At 35.5% G+C, this 21,324-nt stretch carries 22 protein-coding genes; 9 read left to right on the top strand and 13 right to left on the bottom strand.

Translation table 11 applies throughout. The features are described 5' to 3' along the window. Positions 1-31: 31 nt before the first annotated feature. The 11 genes from sufC to lepA form a co-directional block, all read right to left on the bottom strand. Positions 32-793 (bottom strand): Fe-S cluster assembly ATPase SufC, encoded by a 762-nt coding sequence (sufC, locus tag IR022_RS13995; protein WP_050708707.1) that lies wholly within the window; start codon positions 791-793, stop codon positions 32-34. A gap of 214 nt (positions 794-1,007) precedes the next feature. Further along, complete coding sequence (locus tag IR022_RS13990; RefSeq protein WP_194204176.1) at positions 1,008-1,775, bottom strand: exodeoxyribonuclease III; 768 nt, start codon at positions 1,773-1,775, stop codon at positions 1,008-1,010. 48 nt (positions 1,776-1,823) lie between these two features. Then, on the bottom strand, positions 1,824-2,597 hold the full coding sequence (locus IR022_RS13985; RefSeq protein ID WP_050708705.1) for an ABC transporter ATP-binding protein: 774 nt from the start codon (positions 2,595-2,597) through the stop codon (positions 1,824-1,826). Then, a complete protein-coding gene (locus tag IR022_RS13980; RefSeq protein ID WP_050708704.1) occupies positions 2,594-3,343 on the bottom strand; it encodes an MlaE family ABC transporter permease in 750 nt (249 codons plus the stop codon). Before IR022_RS13980 ends, IR022_RS13985 begins: the two co-directional genes overlap by 4 nt. A 235-nt stretch (positions 3,344-3,578) precedes the next feature. Next, positions 3,579-4,268, bottom strand: coding sequence for an EcsC family protein (locus IR022_RS13975; RefSeq protein ID WP_194204175.1), 690 nt, complete (start codon positions 4,266-4,268; stop codon positions 3,579-3,581). Positions 4,269-4,571: 303 nt separating this feature from the next. Beyond that, positions 4,572-5,933, bottom strand: coding sequence for a glycoside hydrolase family 28 protein (locus tag IR022_RS13970; protein WP_194204174.1), 1,362 nt, complete (start codon positions 5,931-5,933; stop codon positions 4,572-4,574). A 46-nt stretch (positions 5,934-5,979) separates the two neighbouring features. Beyond that, complete coding sequence (locus tag IR022_RS13965) at positions 5,980-6,369, bottom strand: VOC family protein (RefSeq protein WP_194204173.1); 390 nt, start codon at positions 6,367-6,369, stop codon at positions 5,980-5,982. Positions 6,370-6,638: 269 nt separating this feature from the next. Further along, positions 6,639-8,531 (bottom strand): biosynthetic arginine decarboxylase, encoded by a 1,893-nt coding sequence (gene speA, locus IR022_RS13960; protein WP_050708701.1) that lies wholly within the window; start codon positions 8,529-8,531, stop codon positions 6,639-6,641. Between the two features lie 124 nt (positions 8,532-8,655). Next, positions 8,656-9,162, bottom strand: coding sequence for a flavin reductase (locus IR022_RS13955; RefSeq protein WP_194204172.1), 507 nt, complete (start codon positions 9,160-9,162; stop codon positions 8,656-8,658). Between the two features lie 20 nt (positions 9,163-9,182). Continuing rightward, on the bottom strand, positions 9,183-9,845 hold the full coding sequence (locus tag IR022_RS13950) for a GDSL-type esterase/lipase family protein (protein WP_242053258.1): 663 nt from the start codon (positions 9,843-9,845) through the stop codon (positions 9,183-9,185). A gap of 68 nt (positions 9,846-9,913) precedes the next feature. Next, positions 9,914-11,701: a translation elongation factor 4 gene (lepA, locus tag IR022_RS13945; protein ID WP_050708699.1), complete on the bottom strand. Its 1,788-nt coding sequence runs from the start codon at positions 11,699-11,701 to the stop codon at positions 9,914-9,916. A 419-nt stretch (positions 11,702-12,120) separates the two neighbouring features. Here lepA and IR022_RS13940 point away from each other — a divergent pair, with 419 nt between their 5' ends. From IR022_RS13940 to IR022_RS13925, 4 genes are all read left to right on the top strand, one after another. Continuing rightward, on the top strand, positions 12,121-12,750 hold the full coding sequence (locus tag IR022_RS13940; protein ID WP_194204171.1) for a YhcH/YjgK/YiaL family protein: 630 nt from the start codon (positions 12,121-12,123) through the stop codon (positions 12,748-12,750). A gap of 176 nt (positions 12,751-12,926) precedes the next feature. Next, on the top strand, positions 12,927-13,703 hold the full coding sequence (locus IR022_RS13935; protein ID WP_194204170.1) for an energy transducer TonB: 777 nt from the start codon (positions 12,927-12,929) through the stop codon (positions 13,701-13,703). 38 nt (positions 13,704-13,741) lie between these two features. Continuing rightward, the gene (locus IR022_RS13930) at positions 13,742-14,824 is read left to right on the top strand and encodes a hypothetical protein (RefSeq protein ID WP_194204169.1); all 1,083 of its coding nucleotides are present in this window, start codon (positions 13,742-13,744) and stop codon (positions 14,822-14,824) included. Between the two features lie 70 nt (positions 14,825-14,894). Continuing rightward, positions 14,895-16,010, top strand: a complete 1,116-nt coding sequence (locus tag IR022_RS13925; protein WP_194204168.1) for a TlpA family protein disulfide reductase — start codon at positions 14,895-14,897, stop codon at positions 16,008-16,010. Positions 16,011-16,110: 100 nt separating this feature from the next. On the opposite strand, the gene udk is transcribed toward IR022_RS13925, so the two are convergent. Then, positions 16,111-16,719 carry a uridine kinase gene (gene udk / locus IR022_RS13920; RefSeq protein WP_194204167.1) on the bottom strand — a complete coding sequence of 203 codons (609 nt, stop codon included), beginning with the start codon at positions 16,717-16,719 and terminating at the stop codon, positions 16,111-16,113. 81 nt (positions 16,720-16,800) lie between these two features. Continuing rightward, positions 16,801-17,385, bottom strand: coding sequence for a DUF4294 domain-containing protein (locus IR022_RS13915; protein WP_194204166.1), 585 nt, complete (start codon positions 17,383-17,385; stop codon positions 16,801-16,803). A gap of 281 nt (positions 17,386-17,666) precedes the next feature. Here IR022_RS13915 and IR022_RS13910 point away from each other — a divergent pair, with 281 nt between their 5' ends. The 5 genes from IR022_RS13910 (at position 17,667) to IR022_RS13890 (ending at position 21,259) form a co-directional block, all read left to right on the top strand. Beyond that, positions 17,667-18,251 (top strand): YceD family protein, encoded by a 585-nt coding sequence (locus IR022_RS13910; RefSeq protein WP_194204165.1) that lies wholly within the window; start codon positions 17,667-17,669, stop codon positions 18,249-18,251. A gap of 43 nt (positions 18,252-18,294) precedes the next feature. Next, the gene (rpmF, locus tag IR022_RS13905) at positions 18,295-18,480 is read left to right on the top strand and encodes a 50S ribosomal protein L32 (RefSeq protein ID WP_082204055.1); all 186 of its coding nucleotides are present in this window, start codon (positions 18,295-18,297) and stop codon (positions 18,478-18,480) included. Positions 18,481-18,543: 63 nt separating this feature from the next. After that, positions 18,544-19,536, top strand: a complete 993-nt coding sequence (locus IR022_RS13900; RefSeq protein ID WP_050708693.1) for a beta-ketoacyl-ACP synthase III — start codon at positions 18,544-18,546, stop codon at positions 19,534-19,536. A 221-nt stretch (positions 19,537-19,757) separates the two neighbouring features. Beyond that, complete coding sequence (era, locus tag IR022_RS13895; protein ID WP_050708692.1) at positions 19,758-20,639, top strand: GTPase Era; 882 nt, start codon at positions 19,758-19,760, stop codon at positions 20,637-20,639. 110 nt (positions 20,640-20,749) lie between these two features. Further along, on the top strand, positions 20,750-21,259 hold the full coding sequence (locus IR022_RS13890) for a hypothetical protein (protein WP_050708691.1): 510 nt from the start codon (positions 20,750-20,752) through the stop codon (positions 21,257-21,259). Positions 21,260-21,324: the final 65 nt, after the last annotated feature.

Genomic DNA, 21,324 nt, shown 5'->3' with positions numbered 1-21,324 from the left:
CTGCACCAAAACAACAGATAGGTTTATGACCTTAATCTTGGAAATCTTTAATAATCCAATCGTATCCTTTTTCTTCAAGTTCAAGAGCCAATTCAGGTCCTGCACTTTTTACTATTTTTCCTTTGTATAATACATGTACAAAGTCTGGTTTGATGTACTCTAAAAGACGTTGGTAGTGGGTAATCACAATAGTAGCATTGTCTTTACGTCTCAACTTGTTAACGCCTGCTGCAACAATACGAAGAGCATCAATATCCAAACCTGAATCAGTTTCGTCCAAAATAGCTAATTTAGGATCAAGCATTGCCATTTGGAAAATCTCGTTGCGTTTTTTCTCTCCACCAGAGAAACCTTCGTTTACCGAACGGCTTGCAAGGGTGCTGTCAAGATCAACTAATTCACGTTTTTCTTTCATCAATTTCAAGAAGTCCGATGCTGCAATAGGCTCTAATCCTTTGTGCTTGCGAGTCTCATTTACTGCTGCACGCATAAAGTTGACCATGCTTACTCCCGGTATTTCTACTGGATATTGGAAACTAAGGAATAAACCTTCGCATGCTCTTTCTTCTGGAGCAAGTTCCAATAAGTCTTTACCTTCGAAAGTAACTTCACCTTCGGTTACCTCAAAATTGGGATTACCTACAAGTACCGATGCTAATGTGCTTTTACCGGCTCCATTAGGACCCATAATTGCATGTATCTCTCCGTTATTTACTTCAAGATCTAGTCCTCTTAATATTTCTTTGCCATCAATGTTGGCATGCAAGTTTTTTATACTTAATAAATTCGCCATTATTTTGTTTAAAATAAAATAATTAAATAATATAGTGTAAGCCTTTTAATAATCGCTTATTCAGCTTATTAATAACTTTATTACTCGTTGTTTTTTAAATTATTAGTTATCTACTAAACATAGCCGAGGCTATATATTTCAATACAATGAACAATAGTTGAGAGAAATTGTTTATTTCTTTTCGGCTATATCTGATCTAAAAAATCTATAAAGATTATATATCTGCCTCAATAGATATCGGACAATGATCGGAATAACATACTTCGTTGTGAATGGTTGCACTTCTTACTCTTTCTCTTGCTTCGCTCGAAATCATATGATAGTCTATTCTCCACCCCAAATTCTTAGGTTTGGCGCCAGCTCGGTAGCTCCACCACGTATATTTCTCACCACTTTGATCATATTCTCGGAAAGTATCTATCATGCCCGTTCCAACAAATTGGTTGAACCACTCTCTTTCTTCGGGTAAAAACCCAGACGAAGTTAAGTGTTTTTCGGGATGATTTATATCAATAGGCTTATGACAGATATTATAATCGCCACAAATCAATATTTCTTTACGTTCTTTTCTTAATTCTTGGATGTATTCAGAGAAGTCTGCTAGAAACTCCATTTTGAAAACTTGACGAAGTCCTCCAGTAGTTCCCGACGGAATATATACACATATTATTGTAACATTGCCATAGTCGACACGTATTACGCGACCTTCTTTGTCGTATTTTTCGATACCCATTCCAATTTTCACAAAATCGGGTTGGATTTTAGTTATGATTCCGACCCCACTGTAACCTTTCTTTTCTGCCGGGTGAAAATAACAGTATTCGTATCCTAGAGATTTTAAGGTTATGAGATCTATCTGATCTTCTTGTGCTTTGAGTTCCTGAAAACATACTACATCAGGGTTTTCTTTGCTTAGCCATTCGGCTAGTCCTTTATTGAATGCAGCACGTATACCATTAACGTTATATGAGACAATTTTCATTATTAGGAAATTAAAAAGGCGATGAATGTTTTAGTTATCCACCATTCGTCATTTATTATTTATTTCGTCCATTTCAATTGCTTTGACCTTTTTGAATAGATCAGAAGCAAAGACGAAATCGTTAAGAGCTTCATTTTTAGTTGTTAATATCTGCTTGTTGGTGCCTTCCCATTCAAGATTACCTTCTTGGATAAAGAATATCTTATCTCCAATATTCATCACAGAGTTCATATCATGTGTATTGATGATCGTGGTAATTTTATATTCTTTGGTAATATCGCTTATCAATTCATCGATAACCAGAGATGTTTGAGGATCAAGTCCTGAGTTGGGTTCATCACAAAATAAGTATTTTGGATTTAAAGAGATGGCTCTAGCGATAGCTGCACGTTTCATCATACCTCCACTTATTTCAGAGGGGTATAAGTGACCTGCATCCGATAAGTTTACACGATCGAGACAGGATGCTGCACGTTTTATCTTTTCACTCTTAGAGAGTGATGAAAACATATCTAATGGAAAATACACATTTTCGAATACAGTCATTGCATCAAATAAAGCTGATCCTTGAAAGATCATACCCATCTCCTGACGCAAGGCTTTCATTTGATCCGAAGATAATTTTGTTAAATCCCTGTTGTCGTATAAGATGCTACCTTTAGTGGGTCTCATCAACCCGATTAGGTTTTTGAGTAATACTGTTTTACCCGATCCGCTTCGTCCTATGATAAGATTGGTCTTACCTTCCTCGAAAGTCATGCTTATTCCTTTAAGCACTTCGCGACCATCGAATGATTTTACTAAATCTTTAACTTCTATCATCCCATCATCAAATCAGTAATTAATAAATCGGAAATCAAGATCAAAATACTGCTCACTACAACGGCATTTGTACTTGCTTTCCCTACATCAAGCGAACCTCCTTTGGCAAAATATCCATAATAGGCTGCTATCGAGGAAATCAGAAAGGCGAAAAATATTGTTTTTATTATGGCGTACCATATATAATATGTTTTGAAAAAGGATTGTAACCCAAATTCGAAATCGGCGACAGGTACGGCATTTGTAAAATAGCAGACACCAAATCCTCCTACAATACCAAAAAACATACTTAGTATAACTAATACTGGTACGAAAGTCATCAGACCCACAACTTTAGGTAAGATGAGGTAATTTGCAGAGTTTACTCCCATTATTTCGAGGGCATCTATCTGCTCGGTAACACGCATGGTCCCAATCTCGGAAGATATGTTAGATCCTACTTTACCAGCCAGAATAAGACACATAATGGATGATGAGAACTCGAGCAAAATGATTTCACGCGAGGTATATCCTACGGTATATCTGGGTAATAGCGGATTGTTGATATTAAGTGCAATCTGTATAACTATTACAGCACCGATAAAAAACGAAATGATGATAACGATACTTATCGAGTCAACTCCAAGTTTACTTATCTCTTTTGAAAGCTGTTGAAGAAATACTCTCCACTTCTGAGGTTTTGTTAAGACCTTGCGCATTAACATCGCATATTGTCCTAATTTTTCTAACGAACTTATTAATAGCATACCTTTAAATTAACTTTTAAGTACGGTGAAATATCTAAGGTCTCAGACCTTTTTATTGTTTTGGTAAGTACAATAATCAAAGATAGTTATAATGATAAAACATAGCAATAAATAGTTAAAGCAGTTTTATGCCTGTATCATTCAAATATAACAGTCTGTTGTGTTATACCTCGAAAAGCAATAAATAAGTTTACAACCTTATCTGCCTTTTCTAGATAACAAATGTACAAAAAAATTAGAGAAGTGAAGGGATTCCGCTTTCCTCTCTCTCAAGAATTGAAAATGATTTATCATTATCAATAAATATTTTCTTGGCTACCTTTCCTATGATTTGTGTTGATGCGGCGTCAAAACCTCCACCAATAAGTCCTCCCACTAAAGGTACTGCTTTTCCCAAACCTGATAAGCCCTTGCTGCCTAATTTTGAGGCAATGTTTACACTCACTTTTTCATTTACGGAAAGGAGCATTTTTTTCGAAGATTGTTCAATAAAGCTTCTTACGAATTTTTCACCTGCTTTGATTCCCATCTCCTTAAATATCTCTTTTGTACCATTACCTAGCATACAGACATAGATGACCGATTTTACCTGATCGCTTTGTATGTCGTGACCACCCATATAGGCAATCGCAGAGATCATTCTAACTTGGATATACATCACACTGGCTATGTTGGCAGGCAAGGCAAAAGGCATTATAGCCCATCCTCCCAATCCTGCAAAGAATCCGCTGGATGCAGCCTTTGTTACTTGCCATTTGATAAGTTGATCGACTTGTTGATCGATGCTTCCTTTCGATTTTAGATAATCGTTTCCTAATTGATATGCTGAGTCTACCCCTCCAAAACCATTTATGGCTCTGGCGTATGTCCATTCTAGAACTTTTGAGACGATGCCGCTTTTGGCTGTTGTTATTATTTTACTCATGTTAAGTATATTGAGGTCTTTGGCCTATTTATAGCTTTGGTAAGTATAGATACACTATCGAGTATATGTCTTTATATTGTATTCGCTACTTACCGTAACTTGATTATTTATAATATCTGGGTTTTATAACAAACTCCTAATAAGCTTTGTTTATAATATCTATTATTGTAAATAGATATATCTATAAATTAAACCTCGCAATATACTCCTTAAAATAGATTATAGTGGTTTTTGTTAATACTATTTAACCCGAAACTTTATTTCTTAAGGTCTCGGGTTTTATTGTTGTGATGAACATGTAGCTTATTCGTTTTCTTTGGTGACGAGTTTTCCGTTTACTTTTACATTGTCGAGAACTAGGTTAACTACGTTCTGCATTTGGGTTGCTTTAGGTGCTTGCTTTACATCAATATTACGTAATGTGATGTCGTAAAGTTTAGCTTCGGGAACACCATTCGCCATAATGGCTACGCTGTCTACACGGTTGCATGTTATGTTTTCGATGGTAATGTTTCGAAATTGTGTAGGATAATTTCCTCCGCGATAGCCGTGATAGTCTGTGCGGAAGTTGATTACTCCCCATAAGCAAACATCAGCTTCGATATTTCGCATATGAAGATTTTCGAAGAATCCTCCACGATCAAGATTCGATTTGAAGTAAATGCCATTTCTACAACTGTCTATTTTACAGTCTTCAATGAAAATATTGCGTACTCCTCCCGACATTTCGCTACCGATGGTAATAGCCCAGCGAGCAAAATAACAGTTTCGGATAATTACATTCTCTGTTGCTTGTCCTACACGCCATCCGTCTTGGTCGCGTCCTGATTTGATCGCAATACCATCATCGCCAACATTGAATTTTACATTCTCGATGAGTACATTGGTTGACGATTCGGGGTCGCATCCGTCATTGTTGTAATTGTTACTGTCGATATATACATCACGTACAATTACATTGTCGCAATAAACGGGATGAATAATCCAGAAAGGCGAATCGTATATCTTTACACCTTCGATCAATACATTTTTACAGCCAAAAAATTGTATCATACATGGACGCAAATACCAACCTTCTCCAAAAACACGTTCGTAGACGGGAATAGAATCGTTACCCATTTGGCGAAGTCTATCCATTGCAGGTTTTTCTTTAGGTTTCCAAGTGTTGAATGTTACTGCTCCATTACCATCAATTTCACCTTTGCCAGTGATAGCAACGTTTACACATTGATAGCTGTAAATAAATGGCGTATAGTTGAAGCATTCTGTACCTTCCCATTTAGTTAGTACCATAGGGAGATAATCGGTAGGTTCTGTCGAAAATTCGAGCCGGGCTCCTTCTGCTAAATGAAGATTTACATGGCTTTTTAAGATAATAGAACCTTTAAGGTAGTATGTGCCTGCGGGAACTAATACTTTGCCTCCACCTTGCTGATTACATTCATTTATTGCGGCAATTATTGCAGGAAGGCTATTGAATGTGGAATCGTTTTTTGCTCCAAAGTCTACGATATTGAACGTCTTGTCTTGAAATTTAGGTTCGGAAATATTTTTCATAATTTCAGGAACCATTCCCCATCCGTTATCTGTAACTGTAGTTATCGGACGGCTGCACGATAAGAATAGAGCAGCCATCAAGAGTATGGGTGTAATCTGTTTTATCATAATATTGTGTTTGGTTTCTCGTATTTAAGGTATATTCGGGAGCGGATTACGTGTTGCTTTGCGAAAATGTAAGTATATATCCGTTGCAATCTTCTATTGCAAAGTCTGTTGATCCGTAAAATGTGTCATGTAGATCTTTTGCTAAGGTTACTTTGTTTTTCAATTTTTCATAAAGAGCATGTATGTCAGATACATGTATGTAGAATGTAAGTCCTCCTCCCTGAGGAAATTTAGATAGCTGAGGATACTCTTCTTTGATACTGTTCTCTTCCTGAAACATAAACATAACGTCTCCCGATTTTACTATTGCGAATACCCATTGTCCGGTTTCGGGTACACTATCTATTTTAATAAATCCTAAGATATTAGTATAAAAATCTACTGTCTTGTTTACATCTTTAACCATAAGGTTAGGTGTTGAATCTTTTAAAACCATGTTTGTTTATTTTTTAGTAAAGAAAGCTATAAGTAATATGCTTTCAGGTTATAGTTGTTGCACTTGTCAAAATATTAAAAAGGTCTGAAACCTTAAATATATAGATTGTTTTCTAAAATAGTAAATGTTTACGAAAAGAATAGACTGTTTGTAGACTCTAAAAAGAAGATGTTGAGCTTTGTAAGAGAAGATTAGTCTGTATGAAACAAAATAGGCTGAGAAAGATTATCTTTCTCAGCCTATTTATATAGTTTATAGACTGAAGTCTTTTACTCCAAATACGTATATCCGTATAATCCCGAACGATAATTCGATAAGAATTCTTTACCTTCTTCAACAGTAATAGATCCTTGTTTAACGCAAGTTGTTACCCAAGTTTCTACTGTGCGAACCAGTTTTTTAGCATTGTATTGTGCATATTCCAATACTTCAGCTACAGTTTCTCCATCTAATATCTGTTCTATCTTATATCCGTTTTCGTCAACTGCTACGTGAACGGCATTGGTATCACCAAAGAGGTTATGAAGATCACCCAGAATTTCCTGATATGCTCCAACCAAAAATACTCCTAAATAATAAGGTTCATTCTTTTTCAGGCTGTGTACAGGTAAATATCCTGTTTGATTGCCTGTTGGTATGAAGTTGTCAATCTTTCCGTCCGAATCGCAAGTGATATCCTGTAATGTAGCAGTTCTATCAGGTCTTTCTGACAAACGGTGTAAAGGTATGATCGGAAATATCTGATCAATAGCCCAAGAGTCAGGCAGAGACTGGAAAAGAGAGAAGTTGCAGAAATATTTATCAGGAAGCAATTTTGCCAATTGTTTCAATTCGTCAGGAGAATGTTTCATACGTCCTGCCATCTGATATATTTCACGTGCGATAGAGAAATAAAGACGCTCTACTTGTGCTCTCGTTTTCAGATTAAGCATTCCTAAGCTGAATAAATCAAGTGCCTCTTCTCTGATCTGTTGCGAATCGTGCCATGCTTCAAGCATGCGGCGTTGATTAAGATCGTCCCATATTTGATATAGCTCACGAACAAGTTCGTGATCTTGTTCTGTAATCGCATCACTTTCTTCCCATTCGGGTAGAGTTGCTGTTTCGAGAACTTCAAATACAAGTATAGAGTGATGGGCTGTTAATGATCTTCCTGATTCGGTAATGATATGAGGATGTGGCAAACCATTCTTGTTGGCAGCATCTACCATCGTCGAAATAGAGTCGTTTACATATTCTTGAATAGTGTAATTAACACTACTTTCGCTGTGTGACGAGCGTGTACCATCGTAATCAATACCAAGACCTCCGCCAATATCAACAAATTCAATATTGAAGCCCATGCTATGAAGTTGCACATAAAATTGCGAAGCTTCACGTAATGCTGTTTTAATACGTCTGATTTTTGTTACCTGACTACCGATATGGAAGTGGATAAGACGCAGAGAACCCTGCATGTTATTCTTTTCAAGAAAAGATAGAGCCTCTAATAGTTCACTCGAATTTAATCCGAATTTACTAACATCGCCTCCCGATTCTTCCCATTTTCCGCTACCGCTACTCGCTAATTTGATACGTATACCAATATTCGGAACTATCTTTAAACGTTTTGCTGTTTTTGTAATAAGTGGTAATTCATTCAGTTTTTCAACTACAATGAATACTCTTTTTCCCATTTTTTGAGCAAGAAGAGCCAATTCTACATAACTTTCGTCTTTGTATCCATTACAGATAATTAAAGAGTTAGGGTCTGTATTGATGGCTATAACTGCATGTAATTCGGGTTTAGAACCAGCCTCAAGACCGATGTTAAACTTTTTACCATGACTCACAAGCTCCTCTACTACGGGTCGCATTTGATTCACCTTTATAGGATATATAATGTGATTCTGTGCTTCGTAACCATACTCTTTGGCTGCTTTTTTAAAGCAGGTAGAAATCTTTTCGATGCGGTTATCCAGAATATCCGGAAAACGAACCAATACAGGTGCTGCTACATCGCGAAGCTGTAGTTCATCTATCAGCTCTTTCATGTCCACAGCTACACCGTCTTTTCGGGGAGTAACTATTACGTTCCCCTTTTCATTGATTGAAAAATAATTAACACCCCAACTGGAGATGTTGTACAATTCTTCCGAATCTTCAATGCGCCATTTTCTCATTATTGCAAATACGCCTGTTTTAAAATTGTTTGTAAATAGAGTGATCTTAAGTAAAAGTTAGATTTGTAAAATCATAACTTGCAAGTATACCTATACTTAGGTAGATATAAATAGGTCTTCGACCTTAATTTGTTGTTAGAACCTTTGTGATCTCTCCTATATATAAAATATGGAAATCGTTTTGAGGGAACCACTTTGCAATTATTTCCTTATCCAGAAAATATTCACCTCCCATTGGTTGAGCATATAATTTTTTAATGAAAATGGCTGTGTGAGCTTCCTCAAAGTAAGGAATCTCTCCTTCGTGAGTAATTGTCAGTTCAGCTTTTTCTATTTTATTTTCATCTCTGCCCGATGCTTTACCCAGATAACCAAGCTTTTTCAGATAGCTTTTATCAAAGAAGGTAAGTGAAAAAGAGTCTGCATTATCAACAAATTCTTTAGTGTAACGTTGCGGACGTATAACAATAAAGGCTACTTGTTTGTTCCACATAATTCCGAAGCCTCCCCAGCTGGCAGTCATAGTATTTACTTTTCCTTCTTTTTCGGCAGTAACTAACATCCATTCGTCCTTTATGTCAAAAGGAGCGAATGTAAGTTCTTTAGCCGATATTTCCTTGAAGTTATTCATATCTGTTATACCTCTTTTACTTAGTTAATATATTTATGAAGTTCATTCACCCATATATCATAAGAAGTTTCGGTAAGATGTAAACCGTCGTTTGTATATTTTGTATCTAATTTTCCTTGTACATCCATGTATAATGGATTAATATTTAGAAAACTGACGCGTTCCTTTGATGCTAATTTTTTTAGCTCTTTATTGAGCTTTCCAATTTGCTTCTCTTTTCCTAGCAATCTTTTATACCGTTCGAAGTCGTTATTTATTGGAAGCAAGCTTTGTATATAAATAACTGTATTGGGAGATTCTTTTTTTACCTGTTTTATCATAGAACGATACTGTTTTATAATTTTTTTGTTAGGTGAATCTTGGGAGATATCATTGATACCTGCGAGTATAAATAGAAATCTTGGATGCGATTCTGCAATCTCATCTATTCTGTTAAGCATCCCTTCGGTGTTATCTCCTGATATACCTCTGTTGACAGGTGCAGCTTCGGGAAAATATTTATCCCATTGTCCACCTTCGGTCAAGCTGTTTCCTAAAAAGACAATTTTGTTCTCGCCAATCGGGTTTTGCTCAAAATAAGCCATACGTTCCCTGTAATGATCGGTGTCATATTCCTTTCTCTCTTGCGCTTGAGTAAACAATGCTGTCAAAAAGAAAAATACGATGAGAATGTTTTTTGTCAAATTAAGTAACTGTAAATGCTTATCGCAATATTGCTTGATTATGAATTGAAATTAATAGGTCTAAAACCTTAATCTAGTTTTAGTACTGCTAAGAATGCTTTTTGAGGCACTTCTACGTTACCTACTTGTTTCATTCTTTTTTTACCTTCTTTTTGTTTTTCAAGAAGTTTACGTTTACGAGAAATATCACCTCCGTAGCATTTTGCCGTAACATCTTTACGAACAGCCTTTATTGTTTCGCGAGCTATGATTTTAGCGCCGATAGCTGCTTGTATCGCAATGTCAAACTGTTGACGTGGAATAAGTTCTTTTAATTTCTCGCACATTCTACGACCAAAGTTTACTGCATTGTCTACGTGAGTAAGTGTTGAAAGAGCATCCACAGGTTCTCCGTTTAAGAGAATATCCATTTTAGCCAACTTAGCTTCACGATAGTCGTGCATTTGATAGTCGAATGAAGCATATCCTTTTGATATACTTTTCAATTTATCGTAAAAGTCGATTACAATTTCACCAAGAGGTAAATCATAAGTGATTTCTACACGATCTCCTGAAATATATTCTTGTTTTAGAAGTATACCACGTTTACCTAAACATAGCGACATGATAGGTCCGATGTATGCTGTACTGGTAATAACCGATGCACGTATATATGGTTCTTCTATATAATCGATAAGGGTAGGGTCGGGTAGCCCCGAAGGGTTATGTACTTCTTTTACTCCTCCTTTTTTGTCGTATACTAAATATGAAACGTTGGGTACTGTTGTTATAACGTCCATGTTGAACTCACGTTCCAAACGTTCTTGTATGATCTCCATATGTAAAAGTCCCAAGAATCCGCATCGGAAACCAAAACCTAAGGCAATAGACGATTCGGGTTGGAAGGTTAGTGAAGCATCATTCAATTGAAGTTTTTCTAAAGAAGCTCTCAGGTCTTCAAAGTCTTCACTTTCGATAGGGTATACCCCTGCGAAAACCATTGGTTTTACTTCTTCGAAACCATCTATCGCTTTCTCACAAGGATTTTTCACATGAGTAATTGTATCACCTACTTTTACCTCTTTAGAAGTCTTGATTCCTGATATAATATAACCTACATCTCCACAAGTAACTACATCGCGGGGTGACATGGTTAGTTTTAAAACACCAACTTCGTCAGCGTTATATTCTTTTTCAGTAGCAAAGAATTTTACAAGGTCGCCTTTTCTTATAGAACCGTTTAGAATTTTGAAATAGGCTATGATTCCTCGGAAGGAATTAAATACAGAGTCAAAAATCAAAGCTTGCAAAGGTGCTTCTGGATCTCCTTTTGGAGCAGGAACACGTTCTATAATAGCGGCTAAAATATCATATACTCCTTGCCCCATTTTTCCACTGGCACGGATAATTTCCTCGCGTTTACATCCTAAAAGTTCGATGATCTGATCCTCTACTTCGTCAGGCATAGCACTTGGAAGGTCTATCTTATTTAGGATTGGAATAATTTCCAAGTCATTATCGATTGCCATATAAAGGTTGGAAATCGTTTGAGCTTGTATTCCTTGAGCTGCATCAACTATAAGTAGTGCCCCTTCGCATGCAGCAATAGAACGCGAAACTTCGTAAGAGAAGTCAACGTGTCCCGGAGTATCAATGAGATTCAGTATATATGTTTCGCCATTGTACAGGTATTGCATCTGGATGGCGTGACTTTTAATTGTGATACCACGTTCACGTTCCAAATCCATATTATCAAGGACTTGAGCTTGCATATCTTTGCCTTCTACTGTTTTAGTATATTCGAGTAGACGGTCGGCTAATGTGCTCTTACCATGATCTATATGCGCAATAATGCAAAAGTTTCTTATTTTATTCATTCTTAAACAATGGTGTGACTAGTTTGTTGCTTGGAGATTATAACCCCAATTTACGGGATGCAAATATACGGAAAGAATTGTACTATTGAAAGATATGTTTTGTAAGATTTTATTAAATCGAAAATGATTTCTTTTTAAGAGAGCAAACCTCTTTGTCTCTTCGACGCGTCTAATAATCAAATGTAGCTATAATTGGAATGTTACCCTTTGGATATTTAACGTTACTTTATTGAGAATTTATCTTCTTTTTTAGAGCACATATCTTACATTTGCTGTGCTTATGGTTGGTATGGATGTGTATCTCTTGTTGATACGTATGTGGGAGTTTCTTTTCTTTTTGCAGAAAACGAGTATATCGGTCTGCCACTGTAAGTCGGTTTGTTAGTGAAAATTATTAACGTTACTTAAATACTAAATCAATGAAAAAGAAAGTGTGTTTCTTTCGTTTTGTACTCATTGCTTCATTTATTCTATTATTTCCTTTTGTGAATTTGATTGCGAAAGATGGGGTGAAGACAAAGCGATTATCTAAACAGCAGCAAGAGTGGTATGATTCTAAAGTATGGATGCAAGGTGTTGATGCATCGCCTGATGCTGGTTTGGATGTGATGACATTTGTAAATCATTATGAAAAACATCCCGAAAGATGGGCGAAAGTGTTTAAGTTTATAAAAGAAAATGATTTGGAAACTCTTCCTCTCGGAAAACAATCTTTGGGAGATGATGTTACAGTTAACGTGCAAGAATATATTACCCGTGAGCCGGGAAATGAGCAGTTGGAAGGTCATCAAAAGTATATCGACTTGCAATATGTGGTTGATGGTTGTGAATTGCAAGGTTACGCAAAGTTGTTTACTGCAACGGAGACTGTAACCCCGTATGATGCAAAAAAAGACATTGCTCATTTTAAAGTTCCGGTGATAAATTATCATGTAATACGCCCCAATCAATTTACTATTTTTTTTTCTGATGATATTCATATGACGAATATTCAATATGGAGAAAAGACTAAAGTGCGTAAAGTTGTATTTAAAGTGGAGGTTGATTGATTCGTAACTCTTAGGTTGTGAGAATTATATGTCGTTAGAAATAGATCCTTTTTGATCTAATGATGAGGAATGTTTGCAAAGTAGAGCAATAAATGTTATTTTTATTGTATCTAAAGTTTTAGACCTTTTTATTGTTTTGATAAGTGTAGTCGGGATGATTCGTAGGTTTAGCTTCGATGATAAGCAGCAATAAAATAAACAGTTGGGAGTTTTTATTTGTAATTGATAAGGCTATGGGACGAATTTTATCTTTGCTATGTTTTCTATTTGTTTTCGTGCTTCAAGGGAGAGCGGGACAAGAGGTTTTGTCTGATTCTTTGAAAAGAAATGAAATGTATTTGGTCTGGAATTCTGACTCTTCGTTAAGGGATTCTTTAGAGATCAAAAAAGTAATACCTCATTATAATGAAGCTCGTTATTTGGATAGGGTTGTTGAAGATGGTGTTGTAAAGCATCTTGTGTCGGTGAAAAAACTGTCTCGTTTTCAAAAAGGAGACGAAGGGCGTTTTATGTTTCTTTTTAATGATCCTAATTTTGAACCGAGCGAAACCCGAACTGTTGCAGCTATATCTTTTCAAGGAGAAGAAACTCTCTTTGATGTCTTAGGTGAAGTGCGATATATAACTTTAAATACTAAGTTTCGTCCATTGATCAATGCCGAGTTTATGCCATCCTTTAATGGAGGTTATAATGCGATGATGAAATATCTTAACGAAAAAGTGAATTTAGCGGAAGATATTGATTTGCCAGAATCATGTGGTGCGGTAATGGTGGGTTTTGTTGTAGGAAAAGACGGCTCAATAAAAGATTTAAAGGTAATAGAGGGATGTGATGAGGTGTTGGATGAAGAGGCTTTTAGATTAGTGAAGTCTATGCCTAAATGGCAAGTGGGCAAACAGGCAGGTGCACCAGTGTCGGTGTTTGTTGTGTTGCAGTTGATTTTTAAACTTTGAGGTTAAAGACCTTTTATAAAAAATAAAGAGATAATTTTATGAATGTATCATTTAAGGAAAGAGTAGCGAAATTTTGGGATCTCTTTAGTGAAAAAGAATCCGAAGTCAGAAAAATGATAGATGACAAAGTCGAAACTGATACATTGATAAAATATGTTGACGATCTATTGTCTGTTGCTTTTAGTAAAGCATTTTTCGAATTGGGAGTTAATGAGGATGGAAAATATGAACTGATTTTGACTCCTGAGGGAGATCGTTCAAGATTGTTTCAATTGGAGTACTGGTTGAAACAAGTTCCGGAGGCATTGTTAGAAAAATGGAATTTTTACTCTACTAAGCCAGCTAAGGCTAAAGGCGATTTTACTATAAATATGTATGATACATCTCTTTCTGCAGATAGTATTGTATTATATTATAATGTGGATGAAAAGCATCAGAAAGTAAATTTGCAGGTTGAATGCCCTCAGTTGATGAAGTTGGAAGAGAATAAAAAATACAGCATGTTGTTTATTTATCTGGATCAGCTCATTGGTGAAGCTTATACAATGGAGTATATCGGTTCTATTGATTTTGTAGCATCTTCAGGTAAAGGGTTTAGAGAAATAGCTGCCGGCGATCTTAAGAAGTTGATGGATGATACTATTGTAGCGCAAAACTGGTTTAAAATCGAGAATATTTGCGAAAGGTGTGCTGGTTATGAAATGGTTCCATCAAAGGCTAAAGATTGGCAGTTGAGAGAGGATATATATATAGCTTATTCGTCTTGTTTTCCGGTATTGAATGCCTTTTATAATAAATCAACCGAATTGTTCGGTAATTTTTATGCTGATGGTGTTGTTTTCGGATTCTTGTTTTATGAAAATATAAATGTGCCTAAAGATCGTATGGTTCCTTTCAGAACTGAAATTGAAGATCAGATACTGACGCAGGCAAAAGCTGAAAGGGTTGCCGATTCGATAGGTGGTGCAACGGGTTTCTACTTTTCGTATATGGATTTTATAATTTATGATATTGAAGCTTTCTTGGCTATCACAAAAGAAGTTTTAGCTAAATACAAATTTAAAGAGGCGGGATTCTCTAATTTCATATTTGGAGATACACCTATGTTTTTTAGAGATTGAATAAAGTAGAGTCTAAAAAACGTAATTCTTAACATTAAATAATTAGTTGTTTTTAGAATAAACATAAGTTATGAGAAACTTTACAACAGTTGTCTTGCTGTTATTTGTTCATATGGTGGTTTATTGCCAAAATCATAATATACGAATACAGTTAGATGGAGTTTGTTATGAAAAGATGGAGGCAGAGTTTAGTTCTTTCCTTGTTGCTGGTGTTGAACTAGAAGATAGAAGTTGGCTTTTTGTAGTTCCTGATAGTATATTTTCGACATATACATCTACGAGTTTTGTTGGATATAAAACGAATCAAGATTCTGTTGCGTATCACATCAACTTTAATATTGTATTGGACGAATATCCTTTTGAAACAAGCAGTAATGTTTTCTTTTTTAGTGATATTCCTGATACATATATAAAAGCATGCTTTCAGAAGCGTACTGATGTTCTGTCTGAAAAGTATTGTAAAGATGAATTTTTTATATATGAAGGAGATTCTGAGGTTTTCAATTCGTTGAAAATGGTTGAAGAGTTTGTGCATGCATTGAGGACTTTGCCGGGGGAAGAATCTGCTAAAGTATATTTGAATATTTTGCGAAAATACCCAACAACCCGGAGTGCTTTAACTCTTTCATCGATAGGTGTTAATCTTAATTTGTCGATGTTAGAAGATGTTTATTCTATTATCTCTCCTGAATTAAAAGATTCTTATTATGGGAAACGAATATTAAGAGAGATTTCAAAAAAGAAAAGCCTTCAGGTCTTTAATAATATGAGTCTTCCCGATTGGCAAACCGGAATTGAAGAGAATATTGTAAAAGATAGTAGTAATTATACTTTGGTTGTGTTTTCAGCTTCATGGTGTAGTCCTTGTCATAAGCTGATACCTGTGTTGAAACAAATATATAATGATTTACATCAATACTTAGACATTGTTTATGTGTCGGTAGATGATGATAAAACGGAAAAGCATTGGAAAGACTTGATGATAAAAAAAGATATTCCTTGGCGAAGCTTACTCGCGGCGAAGCAGTACGCTGGAGTCATTGAAAGATATTTCGCTGAAAGTATACCTCGTTTGTATTTTGTTGACAAAGAGAGGAAAGGTAGGATGTTAGATTTTGCTAGGGGTGAGGATTTAGAATGGTTATATAGTAGTGTTCTAAGTGTCAATAATAATGCTCCTCAATAAGGAAAGAGAGTTGAAGAGCTGATTAACTTATTGAAAATTTTAATTTTTCAAGTCAAGGTTCTTCTATAATTAAATGGATTTTTATCGTTTAATAATAAAATTATCTGAGCTTTTCAAGGATTGCTGCTGCTATAAATTCAGCAGCTTTTTCGTTTAATCCTCCACCCATTACAAGCATGTCAGCTTGTTGGCGGGAAGGTTCTATGAATTCTTCGTGCATAGGACGAACTGTTTTGTAGTAACGATCTATAACTTCTAATGCAGTACGTCCGCGTGAATCCATATCTCGTTGGATAATACGAGTTAAGCGTTGATCTGCAGGGACTTCAAGGAATATCTTCATGTCCAATTGGTCACAAATCATTTGAGATGTATATATTAATATGCCTTCTACTAATAATATGTTTTTTGGAGTGATTGGTATTGTTTCCTCCAAACGTGCACATGTCAGATACGAATAGGTAGGGCAGTTAATCGTTTGTCCCGATTTTAGCAACTCAATATCTTTACTCATCAATTCCCATTCGATAGAATCCGGATGGTCATAGTTTAATTTGAATCGATCTTCTAATGGTATGTCGCTATTGTCTTTATAATAGGCATCTTGTGGTAAAATAGCAATTTCCTCTCGAGGGATGCGGCTTAATATGCCATCTACTAAAGTTGTCTTTCCTGAACCCGATCCTCCCGCAATACCTATTATATACATGAGTTGTTTTTATTTGTAAATACTGTAATCGTTACAAAAGTATTTGTATTCTTTGGATTGTGAAACTCTTGGAGAGAAAATTTATAGTGTGCCTTGTTCTATTTCTATCACAATACGTTCTATCATCTTGTCTTTACCATTAGGTTCGTATTGAGTTTTAAGGTTGTTGCCAAAAACTCCAGCGAAGGTGTTGTATACGGTTGCTTTAAAGCCTCCCGTAAGAGATTTTACAATGTCATATGCTGAGGAGTTTGTTTGCCTGTCAATAAGTTTCACTAGAATCTTCCCTTGATTTTTAGTTAACTTCTTCATTCTGGGCTTATAGGAGTCCATTATGAATTTTTGAGTCTGTTCTAGATGCTTTTGTTTTGTTTTCTTATCGGGTAAAGTCTCCATAAATTCGTAAGTCTCAATGATATTTTGCGCTACCTGTTTGGCATAGGGTAGGGTTATCTTTACGTCACGTACAAGTTTGGTGTACTCTAATCTTTCCTTTTCGCTTTTGAAATAGAGTGGGGGAAATATGATAGCTTCGGGGAGATATGCATTAAATAGAGTGTCGCCTTTTACTACTTCGAACGTATAGCGAATGATTCGATGTTCTTGTGCCTGTGTATAAAACATACATAGGATATAGAGTAGTATTATAGATGCGAGTTTTTGCATTGAGTAAACAGTTCTGGTCGTAAACCTATTTATTGTTTCTTATTAGTGAGTTGAAATTATTATATTTTGATCTGAAAATTTGATGTTGTTTTATTTCTTGCTAATTTTAATAAGACAGTCAAAGATAATAATTACAACAAAATAAATATATAAAAATAAGATCTGAATACAATGCTCAAATATTAACTATATATCTGTGTGTCTTTTTTTAGTTAGAAAGAAATATGGTAATTAGGAAAAAGTTTTTTATCTTTGCGACCATTCTTTTATTAATTGAAAAAGTGGGAAAATTTAGTCTCTATAATATTCCGTTAAGGAATCTGGCAGATGGTCTTCATAAGTTCGAGTACGTTTTGGATGATCAATACTTCAAAGCTATTGGCGACGCCGATTCTGATATTAGAAGAGGTAAAGTTAATGTAGATGTCACAGTGAAAAGTGTATCTTCAACATTCGAGTTTAGTTTTACTCTGGGTGGTGAAGTCTCGGTTCCTTGTGATCGTTGTTTGGATGATATTCAGATTGAAACGAACTCTACCAACCGTCTGGTTGTGAAATTTGGTCATGAATATTCGGAAGAAAGCGATGAGATTGTAATTATACCGGAAGAAGAAGGTGAAATTAATATTGCATGGTTCTTATATGAATTTGTAATGTTGAGCCTTCCGATGAAGCATATTCATGCACCGGGTAAATGCAATAAAATGATGTCTTCGAAACTTAATAAGCACAAAGCTGTTGCAGCAGATCCAGATGATGCTTTTGAAGCAGATGACGATGCTGGTTTTGATGATTCGGTTGAAGAAGAATCTAATGAGGCTACGGATCCCCGATGGGATACCTTAAAGGGACTTGTTGAAGAGTGAGATAATAAATAAAGTAAAAATTTAAATTAAATAAACAGATAAAATGGCACATCCAAAGCATAGACAATCAAAGTCTAGATCAGCGAAAAGAAGAACTCATGATAAAGCTCTAACTCCAACATTAGCTGTATGCCCTAATTGCGGAACATGGCACGTTTATCACACAGTATGTGGTGATTGCGGTTATTACAGAGGAAAATTAGCAATTGAGAAAGAAGTCGCTCTTTAATTGTCTAAACAATAAAAGCCCTAATCAAATAGGGCATTTTTTTTATAATTTTACTTTGAAAATATGATTCAAGCAGCGATAACAGGCATCGGAGCTTATGTTCCCGAAGATGTCATCACTAATGAAGATCTTGAGAAACTCGTAGATACTAATGATGAATGGATCATGAGTCGCGTTGGAATCAAGGAACGTCATGTACTTAGAGGTGAAGGTAAAGGCACATCCGTAATGGGTATACGTGCTGTACAAGAGTTGTTGGATAAGACAAATACAAAACCTGAAGATGTTGAAGTAATTATTTTTGCAACAACAACACCCGATTTTCAGTTTCCTTCAACAGCAGCTTTAGTAGCTGATGGTTGCGGAATAAAAAATTCTTTAGCTTTTGATTTGCAAGCAGCTTGTTCAGGTTTCCTTTTTGGATTGGAAACCGGATCGAATTATATAAAATCAGGAAGATACAAGAAAGTAATAGTAGTTGCGGGAGATAAAATGACTGCAATTACAAACTATAAAGATAGAACTACTTGTCCTTTGTTTGGTGATGCAGTAGGTGCTGTAATGTTAGAGCCTACTACAGAAGATTATGGTATTAAAGATACTATCTTGCATACCGACGGGTTTGGTGCACCACACCTTCATTTATGTGGTGGTGGATCAGCTTTCCCAGCATCAGCAGAGACTATTGAGAAAGGTATGCATTATGTATATCAAGAGGGTCAGGTTGTATTTAAGCATGCAGTATCTCGTATGGCTGATGTTTCAGCAGAGATAATGGAGCGTAATCAACTGACTAAAGATGATGTAAGCTGGTTTGTACCACATCAGGCTAATCTAAGAATTATAGATGCAGCAGCTAATCGTATGGGATTGTCTCGCGATAAGGTAATGGTGAATATCGAAAGATATGGTAATACTAGTGCAGGAACAATTCCTATTTGTTTATGGGAATGGGAGAGCCAGTTGAAAAAAGGTGATAATATTATTCTTGCAGCCTTTGGTGCCGGATTTACATGGGGTTCTGTGTATTTGAAGTGGGCGTACGACGGAAAATAATAGAAAAAATATAAATCTTATATAGATAGAAAAGCGCATCTTTGTCAGGTGCGTTTTTTTATTCTATATTTGTTGTCTAATGAGGTGTTTAAGTATTGGGAAATATTTAATTGCTCTGTTTTGAAAGAATAGAGCCTATTCTTATCAGTATATATTCCCGATACTAAAATAATAAACAAGTCTTAGACTTTAAAACTAAATTTTTGAGAGAAGAAAAAAGAATGCATAAATCAGGCTTTGTAAATATTGTAGGAAATCCCAATGTTGGAAAATCAACGTTGATGAATGAGTTAGTTGGCGAAAAGATATCAATTATCACGTCGAAGGCTCAAACTACCCGTCATCGTATTTTGGGAATTGTAAATACAGAAGAATATCAAATTGTATATTCGGATACCCCCGGAGTACTTCGCCCCAATTATAAGTTGCAGGAATCGATGCGTAACTTTTCGGAATCGGCTTTAGGCGATGCTGATGTATTGCTGTATGTAACTGATGTTGTGGAAAAAACTTCTAAAAATGAGGATTTCTTGCAAAAAGTACAGAAAGTAGAAGCTCCTGTATTGCTGCTAATAAATAAGATAGATCAAACGAATCAGGATGATTTGGTAACTTTGGTAGAGGCTTGGAAAGAGTTGTTACCAAAGGCTGAGATATATCCTATCTCGGCGTTGAATAAGTTTAATATCGATTTTGTAAAACGTCGTATTATTGATTTAATACCTGAATCACCTCCCTATTTTGAGAAAGATGCTTTAACTGATCGTCCTGCACGATTTTTTGTTACGGAAATAGTAAGAGAGAAGATCTTGCTTTATTATCAGAAAGAAGTGCCTTATTCGGTAGAAGTGGTAGTTGAGGAGTTTAAAGAAGAAAAAGATATTATTAATATACGTATTCTTATTATTGTGGAACGCGATTCTCAAAAGGGAATTATTATCGGGCATAAAGGTGCAGCTTTGAAGAAAGTAGGTGCAATGGCACGTCATGATATGGAACGCTTTTTCGAGAAGAAGATATTCCTTCAAATGTTTGTAAAGGTCGAAAAAGATTGGAGAAGCAGAGATAATATACTAAGAACATTCGGGTATCGTCTCGATTAAAAAAAGAAAAGTGTAAGATCTCAGACCTATATATACTTTGAAAAGCATAATAACAATAGTTTGTTAAAATTAGAAAGTATATTATTGAATACTTTCATTTACTTAATATTATGATTAAAAAGATTGGTGTTATAGTATCATTTATGTTGTGTTGTATCATATATATGAAAGGACAAGATATTGATATGAGTCAACAGTTAACTTCTCAAGGTGCTTGGTTTTTGTTTTCTGTGAGAACTGAGGAAAAAGTGGGTGACGAGGTGCTGACTCAGGTTGAGTTTTACAAGAGAGATGATATCTCAAGTATCTTTTTTGATGAGGAAAATAAATTATACTCCGTTTTCTCAAAATATAGTTCCGATGTATATGAAGACCGATGGAAGTTGGTAGATGATACTCATTTTGTAATGGTTAGTCCTACTGATGGAGCATCGCAAATTGTTGAAATTCTGGAAATAGATAATACTAAGTTAGTATTAAGAAATTGCGGAGATATAGAGAATGGAACTTCTTGTTCTTTATATACTTATTTTTCAACAAAGGAAGGCTGGTTGCCTGATAGTGAGATAGATGATTTGAATGAAGCTGGAGTTATTCAGGTAGATGAAATGACTCCCTGATTATCTGTGATCTCACAATAAAGTGATATATCTATTTACTATGTTAATAGGTATAATTAATTGAA

Origin of the sequence: Dysgonomonas sp. GY617, from assembly GCF_015233815.1 — a bacterium.
In the GTDB taxonomy this organism is placed as follows: Bacteria; Bacteroidota; Bacteroidia; order Bacteroidales; family Dysgonomonadaceae; genus Dysgonomonas_A.
This window is presented reverse-complemented; position numbering and strand designations above follow the sequence as displayed.